Annotated in this window: 14 protein-coding genes and 2 tRNA genes; all 16 read left to right on the top strand. The window is 62.8% G+C overall.

Features of this window, described 5'->3' with window-relative positions; genetic code table 11:
* Positions 1–255: 255 nt before the first annotated feature.
* The 16 genes from VSR72_RS13945 to VSR72_RS13870 all read left to right on the top strand — a co-directional run bounded on the left by VSR72_RS13945 (position 256) and on the right by VSR72_RS13870 (position 15,558).
* The gene (locus tag VSR72_RS13945) at positions 256–960 is read left to right on the top strand and encodes a CoA transferase subunit A (RefSeq protein ID WP_342952914.1); all 705 of its coding nucleotides are present in this window, start codon (positions 256–258) and stop codon (positions 958–960) included.
* Positions 961–975: 15 nt separating this feature from the next.
* Positions 976–1,617, top strand: coding sequence for a CoA transferase subunit B (locus VSR72_RS13940; RefSeq protein ID WP_324141618.1), 642 nt, complete (start codon positions 976–978; stop codon positions 1,615–1,617).
* A 289-nt stretch (positions 1,618–1,906) separates the two neighbouring features.
* The gene (locus VSR72_RS13935; protein ID WP_342952913.1) at positions 1,907–2,800 is read left to right on the top strand and encodes an alpha/beta hydrolase; all 894 of its coding nucleotides are present in this window, start codon (positions 1,907–1,909) and stop codon (positions 2,798–2,800) included.
* A 96-nt stretch (positions 2,801–2,896) separates the two neighbouring features.
* The gene (locus tag VSR72_RS13930; RefSeq protein ID WP_321925124.1) at positions 2,897–3,250 is read left to right on the top strand and encodes a RidA family protein; all 354 of its coding nucleotides are present in this window, start codon (positions 2,897–2,899) and stop codon (positions 3,248–3,250) included.
* 88 nt (positions 3,251–3,338) lie between these two features.
* Complete coding sequence (locus VSR72_RS13925; RefSeq protein WP_342952912.1) at positions 3,339–5,588, top strand: bifunctional (p)ppGpp synthetase/guanosine-3',5'-bis(diphosphate) 3'-pyrophosphohydrolase; 2,250 nt, start codon at positions 3,339–3,341, stop codon at positions 5,586–5,588.
* 74 nt (positions 5,589–5,662) lie between these two features.
* Positions 5,663–5,739, top strand: a tRNA-Val gene (locus tag VSR72_RS13920).
* Positions 5,740–6,018: 279 nt separating this feature from the next.
* Positions 6,019–7,926, top strand: a complete 1,908-nt coding sequence (gene thrS, locus VSR72_RS13915; protein WP_342952911.1) for a threonine--tRNA ligase — start codon at positions 6,019–6,021, stop codon at positions 7,924–7,926.
* Between the two features lie 50 nt (positions 7,927–7,976).
* Complete coding sequence (infC, locus tag VSR72_RS13910; RefSeq protein ID WP_084068824.1) at positions 7,977–8,498, top strand: translation initiation factor IF-3; 522 nt, start codon at positions 7,977–7,979, stop codon at positions 8,496–8,498.
* Positions 8,499–8,791: 293 nt separating this feature from the next.
* A complete protein-coding gene (gene rpmI, locus VSR72_RS13905; protein ID WP_004191477.1) occupies positions 8,792–8,989 on the top strand; it encodes a 50S ribosomal protein L35 in 198 nt (65 codons plus the stop codon).
* Positions 8,990–9,019: 30 nt separating this feature from the next.
* Positions 9,020–9,379 carry a 50S ribosomal protein L20 gene (rplT, locus tag VSR72_RS13900; RefSeq protein ID WP_004192938.1) on the top strand — a complete coding sequence of 120 codons (360 nt, stop codon included), beginning with the start codon at positions 9,020–9,022 and terminating at the stop codon, positions 9,377–9,379.
* Positions 9,380–9,612: 233 nt separating this feature from the next.
* On the top strand, positions 9,613–10,626 hold the full coding sequence (pheS, locus tag VSR72_RS13895) for a phenylalanine--tRNA ligase subunit alpha (RefSeq protein WP_342952910.1): 1,014 nt from the start codon (positions 9,613–9,615) through the stop codon (positions 10,624–10,626).
* A 109-nt stretch (positions 10,627–10,735) separates the two neighbouring features.
* Positions 10,736–13,192: a phenylalanine--tRNA ligase subunit beta gene (gene pheT, locus VSR72_RS13890; RefSeq protein ID WP_342952909.1), complete on the top strand. Its 2,457-nt coding sequence runs from the start codon at positions 10,736–10,738 to the stop codon at positions 13,190–13,192.
* Positions 13,193–13,283: 91 nt separating this feature from the next.
* A complete protein-coding gene (locus VSR72_RS13885; RefSeq protein WP_028216809.1) occupies positions 13,284–13,694 on the top strand; it encodes an integration host factor subunit alpha in 411 nt (136 codons plus the stop codon).
* Positions 13,695–13,819: 125 nt separating this feature from the next.
* Entirely contained in the window at positions 13,820–14,218 is a 399-nt protein-coding gene (locus VSR72_RS13880; RefSeq protein ID WP_342952908.1) for a MerR family transcriptional regulator, read from the top strand.
* 92 nt (positions 14,219–14,310) lie between these two features.
* A tRNA-Pro gene (locus VSR72_RS13875) sits at positions 14,311–14,387 on the top strand.
* A gap of 232 nt (positions 14,388–14,619) precedes the next feature.
* A complete protein-coding gene (locus VSR72_RS13870; RefSeq protein WP_342952907.1) occupies positions 14,620–15,558 on the top strand; it encodes a DMT family transporter in 939 nt (312 codons plus the stop codon).
* The last annotated feature ends 43 nt before the right edge of the window (positions 15,559–15,601 follow it).

Raw genomic sequence — 15,601 nt, 5'->3', positions numbered from 1 at the left:
CGGACGGTGCGGGTATTGCTTTATGTAGTTTTGCGTATTGTGCCGCAACAGGGGGCCAGCGTACGCTTTGCATCCATCGGAGGAGCGGTTTTCAAAGCTCGCGCGGCTCGTTTGGGCCCGTGCGCGCAGCCCAGCCGGGCTGCCGGCTTCACGGCAACGCCACCGGGGCATGACTAGAATTGAGCATCCGGACGCGCTCGACGTCCGCGCGATAAACCGGATTGGCGGATTTCCATTCGAGGAAGGGACACACTGATGAACAAGGTCTATAAAAGCGCGGCTGCCGCGCTCGAGGGCATCGTCAAGGACGGGCAGACATTCGCGGTGGGCGGCTTCGGCCTCTGCGGCATTCCCGAAGCGCTGATTGGCGCACTGCGCGATACGGGCGTGAAAGGCATCACCTGCATCAGCAACAACGCGGGTGTGGACGGCTTTGGCCTCGGCCTCCTGCTGGAGACGCGCCAGATCAAGAAAATGATCTCGTCCTACGTGGGCGAGAACAAGGAATTCGAGCGCCAGTATCTGTCGGGCGAACTCGAACTCGAATTCACGCCGCAAGGCACGCTGGCTGAAAAGCTGCGCGCGGGCGGCGCCGGCATTCCGGCGTTCTTCACGAACACCGGCTTCGGCACGCTGATCGCCGAAGGCAAGGAAACGCGCCAGTTCGGCGACAAGCACTACGTGCTCGAGCATTCCCTCACGGCAGATGTCGCGCTCGTGAAGGCGTGGAAGGCCGACAAGTCGGGCAACCTGGTTTTCCGCCGCACGGCGCGCAACTTCAACCCGATGTGCGCGATGGCGGGCAAGATCACTGTGGTGGAAGTCGAGGAAATCGTCGAGAACGGCGCACTCGATCCGGACGCCATTCATACGCCGGGCATCTTCGTGCAGCGCATCGTGCTCAACGCGCACCCGGAAAAGCGCATCGAACAACGCACCGTGCGCGCCGCCGCCAACTGAGGAAGGAGACCGACCATGGCATGGAATCGTGATGAAATGGCCGCGCGCGCGGCGAAGGAACTGCAGGACGGCTTCTACGTGAACCTCGGTATCGGCCTGCCGACGCTCGTGGCCAATCACGTGCCTGCGGGCATGGAAGTGTGGTTGCAGTCGGAAAACGGCTTGCTCGGCATTGGCCCGTTCCCGACCGAGGACGAAGTGGACGCCGACATGATCAACGCCGGCAAGCAGACCGTGACGACGCTGGCGGGTTCGTCGATTTTCTCGTCGGCAGACTCGTTCGCGATGATTCGCGGCGGCCACATCAACCTGGCGATCCTCGGTGCGATGCAGGTGAGCGAGAAGGGCGACCTGGCCAACTGGATGATCCCCGGCAAGATGATCAAGGGCATGGGCGGCGCGATGGACCTCGTGGCGGGCGTTGGCCGCGTGGTCGTGCTGATGGAGCACGTGGCGAAGGGCGACCAGCACAAGATTCTTGAAGCCTGCACGCTGCCGCTGACGGGCGTGGGCGTGGTCGACCTCATCATCACCGATCTCGGCGTGATGGAAGTGAGCGACGCGGGCCTGAAGGTGACCGAACTCGCCCCGGGCGTGACGGTGGACGAGATCAAGGCGAAGACTGGCGCGCCGCTCGATGTGAGCGCTGTTGGTTGAACGTCGTAGCATCACCATGATTTGCGGCGGGCGAGACTTCGGTCTCGCCCGTTTCGTTTTTGCGGTGCTTGCATTGTTGCGCGTTGGCGGCGCGTTGACACGTCGGCCGAACGGCATAGGCAGGATGGGAGAGGGGCGCATTGCTCGGGGCGTTGTCCTGCGCGGCGGGAGGCCCGGCTGGAAGCGCTTTGGGCTACGGTTTGCGTGCGCCTTTGCCGCCGATGCCGCGCGGCAAAGCCGTTTACAATCGTCCGAAAGCTTTGATGCGCCTTCGAGCGAGGATCCCGCGATGACCGAATCGACCGCCGTGCCGCGCCAGCAATACGTCCAGTGTCTGAGTCCCGCGGGCCTGCACCGCATCGCCTACACCGAGTGGGGCGACCCCGCCAATCCGCGCGTGCTCGTTTGCGTACATGGACTCACGCGCTCGGGGCGCGACTTCGACCGCTTCGCTGCCGCGATGGCCGACGAATACCGTGTCGTGTGCCCGGATGTGGCTGGGCGCGGGCTGTCGTCGTGGCTGCTCGATCCGCGCGGCTACGGCGTCGCGCAATACGTGGCGGACATGGTCACGTTGATCGCGCGTACCGGCGTCGAGAAGGTGGACTGGTTCGGCACCTCGATGGGCGGCCTGATCGGTATGGCGCTCGCGGGGCTGCCGGGCACGCCCATTGGCCGCATGCTGCTCAACGACATCGGGCCGCATATCGAACCCGCGTCGCTTGCACGCATCGGCGAGTACGTGGGGCTTGGCGGGTCTTTCGCCACGCTCCAGGAGGGCATCGACAATGCCGCGCTTCTCGCGGCCTCATTCGGCCCGTTGAGCGCCGAGGAATGGCGCGAGATCAATACGCCGTTGCTTCACGAAGTGGACGGACAGTGGCGCTATCGGTACGACCCGCGCATTGCGGAGCCCTTCAAGTCGACCACGCCGGAGCAGAACGAAGAGGGCGAGAAGTTCTTGTGGCGCTCGGTGGCGGCGTTCGAAGGACCGATGCTCGTCGTGCGCGGAGCGCTTTCGGACCTGCTTTCGCGCGAAACGGTCGCGAAAATGGTCGAGACCGGGCGCAATGTGTCGAGCGTCGAAATCGAGGGCGTAGGGCATGCGCCCGCGTTCCTCTCGGCCGACCAGATCGCAATCGCGCGCCGTTTCTTCGACGGCGAGGCCCTTCGCGCGTCATAATATGAGATTCGCCGGCATATTCCGGCGCGCGTTCATGCGCGCCGGATGGCGCAGGCCCGGAAGTCGACCGTTTTTCACTTCTCAACAGGAATTTTCATGGCAGTCATTCGTCACCACGTTGGCCCGCGCCTCTCGGAAACCGCAATCCACAATGGCACTGTCTACCTGGCAGGCCAGATCGCCGAGGACACGAAGCAGGACATCGCCGGCCAGATGCGCGAAGTGCTCGGCCACATCGACCGCCTGCTGGGCGAGGCGAACAGCGACAAGTCGCTGCTCCTCTCGGTGCAGATCTATATCGCCGACATGAAGGACTTCCCCGGCATGAACGCCGAGTGGGACAAGTGGGTCGCGCAAGGCGCAACGCCGCCGCGCGCAACGGTCGAAGCGAAGCTCGCGAATCCGGAATGCCTCGTCGAGATTGTCGTGGTGGCTGCGCAGCGCGATTGAGCGCGAGTCGTTCAGTCAGCGTAGTTACCTCGAGTTTTTTTGATCCTTTCCGTTGTCGCCCGTCCGGCATGCCGGCGGGCATCGCCTCATGAGTAGCGACACCGTTCCTCCCGCCCCCGCGATTTCCGCCGATACCGGCGCGTTGCCGTCGCTCGACGACGCGCTTGCGTTCGTGCGCGAGCACGCCGGTGACGCTCGTCTTTCCACGGGCGAACCGCTTATCGAGCATGCACAGGGCACGGCGTCCATCATGAGCCGGCTCAACGTCGATCCGCCTGCGGTGCTTGCCGCGGCGCTCTTCAATCTCGCGCCGCACCTCGACGATCCGGAAGCCACGCTCGAAGCGCGCTTCGGCGCGGAGGTCGCGAAGCTCGTGTTCGACGTGCGCAAGCTGTTGCGGCTCGGCACGGTGAGTCTGCGCGCGGCGCAGCAGGCCATGCCCGAAACGGGCCGCGAAGGGCGCGATGCCCAGGCGGCGCGGCGCGCGCAGGTCGAGTCGTTGCGCAAGATGCTGCTCGCGTTCGCACAGGACATTCGCGTCGTGCTGATCCGGCTCGCGTCGCGCCTGCAGTCGTTGCGCTTTTACGCGGCGGCGAAGATCACGCCGGCGCCCGGGATCGCGCACGAAACGCTCGAGATCTACGCGCCGCTCGCCAACCGGCTTGGCATCTGGCAACTGAAGTGGGAACTCGAGGACCTCGCGTTCCGCTTCCAGGAGCCCGACACCTACAAGCGCATCGCGAAGCTGCTCGACGAAAAACGCGTGGAGCGCGAGAGCTACGTGTCCGAGGCGATCGCGCGGTTGCAAAGCGAGCTTGCCGCGGCGCATATCCAGGCCGAGGTGAGCGGGCGGCCCAAGCACATCTACAGCATCTGGAAAAAGATGCGCGGCAAGGAGATCGACTTCTCCGAGCTTTACGACGTGCGCGCGTTTCGCGTGATCGTGCCCGATATCAAGGATTGCTACACGGTGCTCGGCATCGTGCACAACCTCTGGCAGCCGGTGCCGAAGGAGTTCGACGACTACATCTCGCGGCCCAAGCCCAACGGTTATCGCTCGCTGCACACGGTCGTGATCGGCGACGACGGCCGCGCGTTCGAGGTGCAGATCCGCACGCAGGAGATGCATCAGTTCGCCGAATACGGCGTGGCCGCGCACTGGCGCTACAAGGAAGCCGGTGCGAAGGGTTACGGCGGGCAGTTCAGCGCGAGCAGCAGCTATGACGAGAAGATCGCTTGGTTGCGCCAACTGCTCGCCTGGAAAGACGATGTTTCGGATGGGCGCCAGCCGTGGGAGCAGTTGCGCCAGGCCACACTCGACGACGACCACATCTACGTGCTCACGCCCCAGGCGCGCGTGATTGCGCTGCCGCAGGGCGCGACGCCGCTCGACTTCGCTTATCACCTGCACAGCGAACTGGGCCATCGCTGCCGCGGCGCGCGCGTGGACGGCGCGATGGTGCCGCTCAACACCCAGCTTCGCAACGGCCAGACGGTGGAAATCGTCTCGGTGAAGGAGGGTGGGCCGTCGCGCGACTGGCTCAATCCGCAGCTCGGTTATCTGCATAGCCCGCGCGCGCGTCAGAAGGTGCGCGCGTGGTTCAATGCAATCGAGTCGCAGGAGAACATCGCCACCGGCCGCGCGATGGTGGAAAAGACGCTGCAGCGCGAGGGCCGCACGTCGGTCAGTCTCGATCAGCTCGCGGCGAAGCTCGGCTTCAAGTCGCCCGACGACCTCTTCAGCGTGGTCGGCAAGGAAGAGTTCAGTCTGCGCAACGTAGAGCACGCCCTGCACGACGCGCCCGTGGCCGAGCCCGATGAGGAGACGCCCGAGCAGCTCACCAAGCGCGCGAGCGGCGCGAACGTCACGCATGGTGGAGCGTCTGGCGTGCTGGTGGTCGGGGTGGACGCGCTGCTTACCCAGCTCGCGCGTTGCTGCCGGCCCGCGCCGCCCGATGCGATCAGCGGTTTCGTCACGCGCGGCAAGGGCATGTCGATCCATCGCAGCGACTGCCCGACCTTCATGCGCATGGCCGACCGTGCGCCCGAGCGCGTGTTGCATACCACGTGGTCCGCCGACGTGATGGGCGGGCGCGGCCAGTCGGTCTACCCGGTCGATATTTCGATCGAGGCGACCGACCGCCAGGGTTTGCTGCGCGACATCTCCGAAGTGTTCGCGCGCGAGAAGATGAACGTGATCGGCGTAAAGACGCAGTCGCGCCGCAATGCGGCGTACATGCAGTTCACGGTGGAAGTATCGAATTCCGCACAGATCCAGCGCGCCTGCGTGCTGCTGGGCGAGGTGGGCGGGGTCCAGCGGGCGTCGCGAAGGGGCTGAGGCGGCATAGGATTGCCGCGCTGCAAAAAAGCACTTGCCAAGTCTGTAGGCACTTTATATAATCTTTCTTCTTCAGGCTCGTAGCTCAGCTGGTTAGAGCACCACCTTGACATGGTGGGGGTCGTTGGTTCGAGTCCAATCGAGCCTACCAACGAAATCGAGATTCTGGCTTTGCCAGGGGCTCAATGCAGTAAGCGCTGTACTGACAAAGGAAGCGCCATAAGGCGAATACGGTTATGACACCGCGAACGTTTACCGAAACTACTTCGGAGCGACGCTAGTCGAGGACCTCTTTCGCCTCTGCAGTCTGGTTTGAAAAGTGAATGCGGCCCCTCGAAAGCGGGGCCGCATTTTTTTTCGCTGTGAAGTTTTCCGCAGTCTGTTCCCACGAACAATACGATGTGCCTTCGCGGCACTTCTGGAGAAAAACATGGTTGCGATACGTCTGCCCGACGGTTCGGTTCGACAGTACGATCATCCCGTCACGGTCGCCGAGGTGGCGGCTTCGATTGGCCCCGGCCTCGCCAAGGCGGCGCTCGGCGGCAAGCTCGACGGCGAACTGGTCGATACGTCGACGCTGATCGATCGCGACGCATCGCTCGCCATCGTCACGGACAAGGACGCCGACGGCCTCGACATCATCCGTCACTCCACGGCGCACTTGCTGGCCTACGCGGTGAAGGAGCTGTATCCGGAAGCGCAGGTCACGATCGGTCCGGTCATCGACAACGGCTTCTACTACGACTTCGCCTACAACCGTCCCTTCACGCCGGAAGATCTCGAGAAGATCGAAAAGCGCATGCAGGAACTCTCGAAGAAGGACGAGCCGGTGTCGCGCCGCGTCGTCACGCGCGGCGAAGCCGTGGACTACTTCAAGAGTATTGGCGAGAAGTACAAGGCCGAGATCATCGAGTCGATTCCGGGTGCGGAAGAGATCAAGCTGTACTCGCACGGCGGCTTCACGGACCTGTGCCGCGGCCCGCACGTGCCGTCCACGGGCAAGCTCAAGGTCTTCAAGCTCATGAAGGTTGCGGGCGCGTACTGGCGCGGCGACTCGAAGAACGAGCAGTTGCAGCGCATCTACGGCACGGCCTGGACGAAGAAGGAAGACCAGGACCAGTACCTTCACATGCTCGAAGAGGCCGAAAAGCGCGACCACCGCAAGCTCGGCAAGCAGCTCGACCTGTTCCACATGCAGGACGAGTCGCCGGGCATGGTGTTCTGGCACCCGAAGGGCTGGACGCTCTGGCAGCAGGTCGAGCAGTACATGCGCGGCCGCCTGCGCGTGGCCGGCTACGACGAAATCAAGACGCCGATGATCATGGACCGCTCGCTGTGGGAAGCGTCGGGTCACTGGCAGAACTATCGTGAAAACATGTTCACGACGGAGTCGGAAAAGCGCGATTACGCGATCAAGCCGATGAACTGCCCGGGCCACGTCCAGGTGTTCAACCACGGTCTGCGCTCGTATCGCGATCTGCCCCTGCGTTATGCGGAGTTCGGCTCGTGCCACCGCAATGAGGCGTCCGGCGCGCTGCACGGCCTTATGCGCGTGCGTGGCTTCGTCCAGGACGATGCGCACATCTTCTGTACGGAAGACCAGATCATCAGCGAGTCGATTGCCTTCAACACGCTGGCGATGAGCATCTACAAGGATTTCGGGTTCGATCACATCGACATCAAGCTCTCGCTGCGCCCGGATTCGCGCGCGGGGACGGATGAAACGTGGGATCGTGCCGAACAGGGTCTGCGCGAGGCGCTCACGGCCTGCGGCCTGCAGTGGGAAGAGCTGCCGGGCGAGGGCGCGTTCTACGGTCCGAAGGTCGAGTACCACATCAAGGACGCGCTGGGCCGCTCGTGGCAGTGCGGCACGCTGCAGCTCGACATGGTCCTGCCGGAGCGCCTTGGCGCCGAGTACGTGGCCGAAGACAACAGCCGCCGCCGCCCGATCATGCTGCACCGCGCCATTCTCGGTTCGATGGAGCGTTTCCTCGGAATTCTGATCGAGCACCATGCCGGCGCGATGCCGCCGTGGCTCGCTCCGGTGCAGGCCGTTGTGATGAATATCGCGGAAAGTCAGGCCGAATATGCCGCGAATCTGGTCCAATCGTTGCAAAAACAAGGGCTTAGAGTGGTGGGCGATTTGCGCAACGAGAAAATTAGCTATAAAATACGCGAGCACACGCTTGAGAAGGTCCCGTACCTGCTTGTCGTAGGCGACAAGGAGCGTGAAGCACAAACGGTAGCCGTGCGTGCCCGTGGCGGCGTCGATCTGGGCGTAATGCCGGTCGAAGCCTTTACCGCGCGTCTTGCGGAAGACGTCAAGACGTTCAAGTAAGCCACTGCGGCAGCGCGGCTCGTTTTTTTAATTTTTAGAGGAAACGTAACATCGCTACGGATAAGTCGCATCGCATCAACGGTGAAATCACTGCACCCGAGGTGCGTCTCGTCGGAATCGAGAACGAGCCGCTCGGCATCGTAAAGCTGGCCGATGCGTTCCGCATGTCGGAACAGCAGGACGTCGATCTGGTTGAAATTGCTCCTCAGGCGGTGCCTCCCGTATGCCGCTTGATGGATTACGGCAAGTTCAAGTACCAGGAATCGAAGAAGCAGCACGAGGCCAAGCTCAAGCAGAAGGTCATCCAGGTCAAGGAAGTCAAGTTCCGCCCGGGTACCGACGACGGCGATTACAACGTCAAGCTGCGCAATCTCATCCGCTTCCTCGATGAAGGCGACAAGACGAAGATCACGTTGCGTTTCCGCGGCCGCGAAATGGCCCACCAGGAAATCGGCATGCGCATGCTCGAGCGCCTGCGCACCGACCTCGAAGAAGTCGGTCAGGTCGAGCAGATGCCGAAGATGGAAGGGCGCCAGATGATCATGGTGCTCTCCCCGAAGAAGAAGAAGTAATCTGGCGTGCCGCGCGGTTCGATCTGCGCGGCGGCTGAATGAAGTTTTGAATGGCGTCTTTTCCGTGAGTGCATGGGGAAGACGGGAAGCAGGTTCCGGAACGGCGCCCGCGCGCTGCACGTGAAGTGCGGCAAACGGGCGTTTTTCCTGAAAGCGGCGGCAAGCTTGTTTTTCAAAAGCCAGCCAGTCGCCAAAACAAGTGGAGTGGGTTTCGAAGGGCGGAGTCCCGGCAAGGTGTGTGAACACCGCGCCAACCGCACACCCATGTCCATCAAATAATGGAGTTGTCTGTCATGCCGAAGATGAAGACCAAGAAGAGCGCTGCAAAGCGCTTCGTGGTTCGTCCGGGCGGTACCGTCAAGCGCGGTCAAGCCTTCAAGCGTCACATCCTGACGAAGAAGACCACCAAGAACAAGCGTCATCTGCGTGGTGCAACGGCCGTTCATGATTCCGATCTGAACTCCGTGCGCGCAATGCTGCCGTTCGCGTAATCCTCAACCGATAACTCATAGGAGCGAAACATGCCTCGAGTCAAACGTGGGGTTACCGCACGGGCCCGCCACAAGAAGATCATCAACCTGGCCAAGGGTTACCGCGGCCGTCGCAATAACGTCTATCGCATCGCCAAGCAGGCGGTCATGCGCGCAGGCCAATACGCCTACCGCGATCGCCGCAACAAGAAGCGTGTGTTCCGCGCACTGTGGATCACGCGTATCAACGCGGCGGTGCGTCAGCACGACATGACCTACAGCGTGTTCATCAACGGCCTGAAGAAGGCTTCGATCGAACTCGACCGTAAGGTCCTGGCTGACATGGCTGTGTTCGACAAGGCTGCTTTTGCTGCGATCGTCAAGCAGGTGAAGGCCGCCGTCGCTGCCTAAGCGCTGGTAAGCATAGGTATTGCGCAGGTTCGTTGCAGCAGACATTCCGGTCGTCTCGGTGATGCTGCAACAAAAACGGGGCTCCTCACCGAGCCCCGTTTTTGTTGGTAGTAACGCTTCTTGCGCCGCATCATGTAGTGTCTTCGCGCCGTCATGGTCAGGCTTGTGTCTGGCGTGCCGTGACCGCGAAGATGCTTCAAGTCTCAAACTCTGACGCTGAAAAGATGGGATCAATGGATCTGGACCAGATTGTCGCCGACGCGCAAGGCGCGTTCGCTTCCGCCCCCGACGTCAACACGCTTGAAAACGAAAAGGCTCGCTTTCTCGGCAAGTCCGGCGCGCTGACCGAACTGCTCAAGGGTCTCGGCAAGCTCGACGCGGAAACGCGCAAGACCGAAGGCGCACGCATCAACGCCGTCAAGCAGCAGGTGGAAGCTGCGCTCAACGCGCGCCGCCAGGCGCTCGCGGACGCGCTCCTGAACCAGCGCCTCGCCGCCGAGGCGATCGACGTCACGCTGCCGGGCCGCGGCACGGGCACGGGCAGCCTGCACCCCGTGATGCAGACGTGGGAACGCGTCGAGCGCATCTTTGGCTCGATCGGTTTCGACGTGGCCGACGGTCCCGAGATCGAAACCGACTGGTACAACTTCACCTCGCTCAACAGCCCGGAAAACCATCCGGCGCGCTCCATGCAGGACACGTTCTACGTGGACGGCAAGGACGCCGATGGCCGTCAGCTTTTGTTGCGCACGCACACGAGTCCGATGCAGGTGCGCTATGCGCGCACGCACACGCCGCCCATCAAGGTGATCGTGCCGGGCCGCACGTATCGCGTGGACAGCGACGCCACGCACTCGCCGATGTTCAACCAGGTCGAAGGCCTGTGGATCGAAGAGAACATCAGCTTCGCAGACCTGAAGGGTGTCTACACCGACTTCCTCAAGAAGTTCTTCGAACGTGACGACATCCAGGTACGCTTCCGTCCGTCGTACTTCCCGTTCACGGAGCCTTCGGCCGAAATCGACATGATGTTCGAGCAAGGCAAGAACGCCGGTAAGTGGCTCGAGATTTCAGGTTCGGGCCAGGTGCATCCGACCGTGATCCGCAACATGGGCTTCGACCCGGAGCGCTACATCGGCTTTGCGTTCGGCAGCGGCCTCGAACGCCTGACGATGCTGCGTTATGGCGTGCAGGATCTGCGCCTGTTCTTCGAAGGCGATCTGCGCTTTCTGCGCCAGTTCGCGTAATCGAGGCGACGCACTCGTTAGGAGAGCGCGAGGCGGACGCAGCACTTGAACAAGGTGCGCGAGAACCCGCCTTCGCGACGGTCACAATCTGTCTGGAACGTAAAACCAAATGCTATTCCCCGAATCCTGGCTGAGAAGCTTTGTCGATCCGAAGCTCACGACCGATGAACTGGCCCACGCGCTCACGATGGCCGGCCTCGAAGTCGAAGGCCTGAGCCCGGCCGCGCCGGCCACCACGAAGATCGTCGTGGGCCGCGTGCTCGAAGTCGTGAAGCACCCGGACGCGGACAAGCTCAACGTCACGCAGGTCGACGCCGGCACCGGCGAGACGCTGCAGATCGTGTGCGGCGCGCCCAATGTCGCGCCCGGCATCAAGGTGCCCGTGGCGCTCGTGGGCGCTGAACTGCCGCCCGCGGAAGAAGGCGGCAAGCCTTTCGCGATCAAGCTCTCGAAGCTGCGCGGCGTGGAAAGCCAGGGCATGCTGTGCTCGGCGCGCGAACTCAAGCTCTCGGAAGACCACAGCGGTCTGATGATCCTGCCGGAAGACACGCCGATCGGCCAGGACATCCGCGAAGCGCTGAATCTCGACGACACCATCTTCGAAATCAAGCTCACGCCGAACAAGGCCGATTGCCTTTCGGTGTACGGCATCGCGCGCGAAACGGCCGCGATCACCGGTGCGCCGCTGCAAGCGCCCGTGTATCCGAAGGTCGAAGTCAAGCTCGATGAAAAGCTGCCCGTGAAGATCTCGGCGCCCGACCTGTGCGGCCGCTTCTCGGGCCGCGTGATCCGCGGCGTGAACGCGCACGCGAGGACGCCTGCGTGGATGGTCGAGCGCCTCGAGCGCTCGGGCCAGCGCAGCATCTCGGCGCTCGTCGATATCTCGAACTACGTGATGCTCGAACTGGGCCGCCCGTCGCACGTGTTCGATCTCGACAAGATCCACGGCTCGATGGACGTGCGCTGGGGCAAGAAGGGCGAGACGCTCAAGCTGCTCAACGGCAACACCGTCGAAGTCGATGAAACGGTGGGCGTGATCGCCGACGACCGCGAGATCGAAAGCCTCGCGGGCATCATGGGCGGCGACAGCACGGCCGTGACGCTCGACACCACGAACATCTATCTCGAAGCTGCGTTCTGGTGGCCGGACAGCATTCGTGGCCGCTCGCGCCGCTACAACTTCTCGACCGATGCAGGCCATCGCTTCGAGCGCGGCGTGGACTGGTCGACGACTGTCGAGCACATCGAGCGCATCACGCAATTGATCCTCGATATCTGCGGCGGCGCAGCCGGCCCGATCGACGATCAAACCGTGAACGTGCCCAAGCGCGAAGCGGTGAAGATGCGCGTGGCGCGCGCGAACCGCATCATCGGCGTGAAGATCGGTGCAGATGAGATCGCGCAGATTTTCACGCGCCTCGGCCTCACGTTCACCCGCGGCGTTGACAATGAGGGTGACGAGAGCTTCAGCGTCACGCCGCCGGCGTACCGCTTCGACATCGAGATCGAAGAAGACCTGATCGAAGAAGTCGCGCGTATCTACGGCGTCGAAAAGATTCCGGCGCTGCCGCCGGTTGCGCGCAGCGAAATGCGCGCGACCAACGAAACGCGCCGCTCGATCCACGCCATTCGTCACGCGCTCGCCGCGCGCGACTACGCTGAGACGATCAACTTCAGCTTCGTCGACGCCGAGTGGGAGCAGGACCTCGCGGGCAACGCGAATCCCGTGAAGCTGCTGAACCCGATCGCGAGCCAGCTCTCGGTCATGCGCACGACGCTGTTCGGCAGCCTCATCAACGTGCTGCGTCATAACCTCAACCGCCGCGCCGACCGCGTGCGCGTGTTCGAGGCAGGCCGCGTGTTCCTGAACGATCCGTCGATCAAGGCGGGCGAGATGGCGGTGGAAGGTTTCGCACAACCGAAGATGATCGGTGCGCTCGCCTACGGTCCTGCGCTCGAAGAGCAGTGGGGCGCACAAACGCGCGGCGTGGACTTCTTCGACGTGAAGGGCGATCTCGAAGCGCTGTTCGCATCGCTCGGCGCTGCGAAGACGCCGCGCTTCGTGAAGGCCGAGCACCCCGCGCTGCACCCGGGACGTAGCGCGCGCATCGAAGTCGATGGCCGTGCCGTGGGCTGGATTGGCGAGCTGCATCCGCGCTGGATGCAGAAGTACGACCTGCCGCACGCACCGATGCTCTTCGAGGTCGAGTCCGACGCACTGATGGCGCGCGACCTGCCCACGCCTACTGAAGTCTCGAAATTCCCGCCGGCCCGTCGCGACATCGCTCTTGTTGTCGATCAAAAGATCGAGGTGCAAGCGCTGCTCGACGAGTTCCAGAAGGGCATGCAAGACGAGGCTTGCCGGATTGTGCAGAGGGTTGCGCTTTTCGATGAATTTCGTGCAAAATCAAATACTTCCGGACTTGGCGCGGACGAGAAAAGCCTTGCCTTCCGGGTGACCCTGCAAGATACTGGCGGAACCCTTCAGGACGAAACGGTCGATGCGGCCATCAAGTCCCTGGTGGATCGCCTGGCTCGAGTGTATGGCGCCCGGTTGCGTGGATAAGCTCCTCGGCTCATCACGTACCGACATCGGCTTCCGGTTTGCGAGGTTGAAAGTGAACCTCGCAACCAGAAGCGCGCCATTTCATAGATAGATGAACGAAATGAACTCGAGTGATTTCGAAGCCCTTCTTGCGGCACAGCGTAGCGCCATGATTCGCGACATCCCTGCCTCGTCGGCAAGCGCCACGAACGATACGCCCACGCTGACGAAAGCCGAACTCGCAGAGCTGCTGTTCGACAACGTCGGTCTCAACAAGCGCGAAGCGAAAGACATGGTCGAAGCCTTCTTCGAAGTGATTCGCGACGCGCTGGAAAGCGGCGACAGCGTGAAGCTGTCCGGCTTCGGCAATTTTCAGTTGCGCGACAAGCCGCAACGCCCTGGACGCAATCCGAAAACAGGCGAGGCGATACCCATCGCGGCGCGTCGCGTGGTGACGTTCCATGCGAGCCAGAAGCTCAAGGCGCTTGTTGAGAGCGGCGCCGAGGCGAGCTTCACGCGTTGATGCGTTGAGCTTGTATGCCCGCGGCGGTGGCAATATGGCGGGCGTGAATCAAGCGAAGAAAAGCGGACTTCAAGGACCCAGGCGGCGACGCCTCATTGCGCAACCACCACGACGGCAAACCGGCGATGACATCGACAAGCGAAAAGGTCGTCTTGCCTCCCATACCCGCCAAGCGTTACTTCACCATTGGCGAGGTGAGCGAACTGTGCGGCGTGAAGCCTCACGTACTGCGGTATTGGGAGCAGGAGTTCACGCAGTTGAAGCCGGTGAAGCGGCGCGGCAATCGTCGCTATTACCAGCATCACGAGGTCTTGCTGATCCGTCGCATTCGCGAACTGCTCTACGAGCAGGGCTTCACGATCAACGGCGCGCGCAATCGGCTCGACTCGCATGGAGCGGCGGCCGACGAAGCGGCGCAGTCTGAAGCCGCGGGCGCGCCGGTAGCGGAAGGCACGACCGCGCTCGTGGACGTCGATCAATTGCGCAAGGAATTGCTGCATGTGCTCGATGCGCTTGGGCGCTGAACACCGCTCTGAATGCATGCATGTGAGTCGTTCACGAATTACGCGCGAAGCGGTTCTAATTAGAGAAACTCTCTGTTATACTTTCTAGCTCTCGGGGCGTAGCGCAGCCTGGTAGCGTACCTGCATGGGGTGCAGGTGGTCGGAGGTTCAAATCCTCTCGCCCCGACCAAAAAATAGAGCCCGCGTAATCGAAAGATTACGCGGGCTTTGTCTTTTGCGCGCTGCAAAACGCGTGGCGCAATGACACCGCAAGATCCGGCTGTCAATTTTTCTCACATATCGGTGAGAATCCTTCGTTATACGGCGCGTGCCGGTCGCCTTACGATACGCGTACTTCGCGCCCGCGATTCCTATAGTCAAGCGCCGGCGCGCAACCCCGTGCTCATACAGCGCTACCTCACATGAACCCGATCGAACTTGCGCAACTGGTCTTCCTGGCCGCCCTATGGGGTGGGTCGTTTCTGTTCATCCGCGTCGGCGTGACCGATTTCGGCGTCGCGCCGCTGATGGCGCTGCGCGTCGGCATCGGCGCGTTGTTCCTTCTGCTCGTACTGTTCTCACGCCGCCCCGCGCGCGAAGCACTCGGCACGCTGCGCGAACGCGCGTGGCCGCTCTTCGTCGTCGGTATCCTCAATTCCGCCGCGCCATTCTGTCTTTTCGCGTGGGCCGAACTCACGCTCTCCGCGGGCGTCACGTCCGTGATCAACGCGACCACGCCGCTGTGGGGCGCAGTCGTCGCGTATGTCTGGCTCAAGGACCGTTTGAGCGGACCGCGCGTGGTCGGGCTCGTGATCGGCTTTCTGGGTGTGCTCGCGCTCGTGTGGGATCAAGTCGTGACGCACGCAGGCGACGGCGCGTCTTCGACAAGCGCCGCGCTCGCCGCTCTCGCAGCGCTCGTCGCAGCGGCGTTGTACGGCGTCGCCGCGAGCTACACGAAGCGCCATCTCACGGGCGTCGATCCGCTCACGGTGGCGGCCGGCACGATGACCGGCGCGACGCTCGTGCTCGCGCCGATCGCCTTGGTCACCTGGCCTGCCGCGCCCGTCTCGCTGCATGCGTGGGGCGCGGTGCTTGGCCTGGGCGTGGCGTGCACGGGTGTCGCTTACCTGTTGTTCTTCCGGCTGATCGCAGCCGTGGGGCCGGCGCGCGCGATCACCGTGACGTTCGTGATCCCGATCTTCGGCATTCTGTGGGGCGCGCTCTTTCTCGGCGAGCGCGTGTCGATGGGCATGGTCGAGGCGTGCGCGGCGATTCTCGTAGGCACCGCGCTCGCGACTGGCTTCGTGAAGCGTTTGCCGGGATTCACCGCGCGCCGCAGCGGGGCAGGCGCAGAACGCTAGCAGGCTAACGCCCGCACGGCGCGGGCGAAGCGGATGCATTGCG

It is taken from the genome of Paraburkholderia sp. JHI869 (genome assembly GCF_038900775.1).
Taxonomy (GTDB): Bacteria; Pseudomonadota; Gammaproteobacteria; order Burkholderiales; family Burkholderiaceae; genus Paraburkholderia.
Note: the sequence above shows the minus strand (reverse complement) of the source record. Positions and strands in the feature narration are given on the sequence as shown.

Coding starts and splice junctions, on each gene's coding strand:
- VSR72_RS13945 (WP_342952914.1), top strand. CDS start 256: ATGAACAAGGTCTATAAAAGCGCGGCTGCCGCGCTCGAGGGCATCGTC.
- VSR72_RS13940 (WP_324141618.1), top strand. CDS start 976: ATGGCATGGAATCGTGATGAAATGGCCGCGCGCGCGGCGAAGGAACTG.
- VSR72_RS13935 (WP_342952913.1), top strand. CDS start 1,907: ATGACCGAATCGACCGCCGTGCCGCGCCAGCAATACGTCCAGTGTCTG.
- VSR72_RS13930 (WP_321925124.1), top strand. CDS start 2,897: ATGGCAGTCATTCGTCACCACGTTGGCCCGCGCCTCTCGGAAACCGCA.
- VSR72_RS13925 (WP_342952912.1), top strand. CDS start 3,339: ATGAGTAGCGACACCGTTCCTCCCGCCCCCGCGATTTCCGCCGATACC.
- thrS (WP_342952911.1), top strand. CDS start 6,019: ATGGTTGCGATACGTCTGCCCGACGGTTCGGTTCGACAGTACGATCAT.
- rpmI (WP_004191477.1), top strand. CDS start 8,792: ATGCCGAAGATGAAGACCAAGAAGAGCGCTGCAAAGCGCTTCGTGGTT.
- rplT (WP_004192938.1), top strand. CDS start 9,020: ATGCCTCGAGTCAAACGTGGGGTTACCGCACGGGCCCGCCACAAGAAG.
- pheS (WP_342952910.1), top strand. CDS start 9,613: ATGGATCTGGACCAGATTGTCGCCGACGCGCAAGGCGCGTTCGCTTCC.
- pheT (WP_342952909.1), top strand. CDS start 10,736: ATGCTATTCCCCGAATCCTGGCTGAGAAGCTTTGTCGATCCGAAGCTC.
- VSR72_RS13885 (WP_028216809.1), top strand. CDS start 13,284: ATGAACGAAATGAACTCGAGTGATTTCGAAGCCCTTCTTGCGGCACAG.
- VSR72_RS13880 (WP_342952908.1), top strand. CDS start 13,820: ATGACATCGACAAGCGAAAAGGTCGTCTTGCCTCCCATACCCGCCAAG.
- VSR72_RS13870 (WP_342952907.1), top strand. CDS start 14,620: ATGAACCCGATCGAACTTGCGCAACTGGTCTTCCTGGCCGCCCTATGG.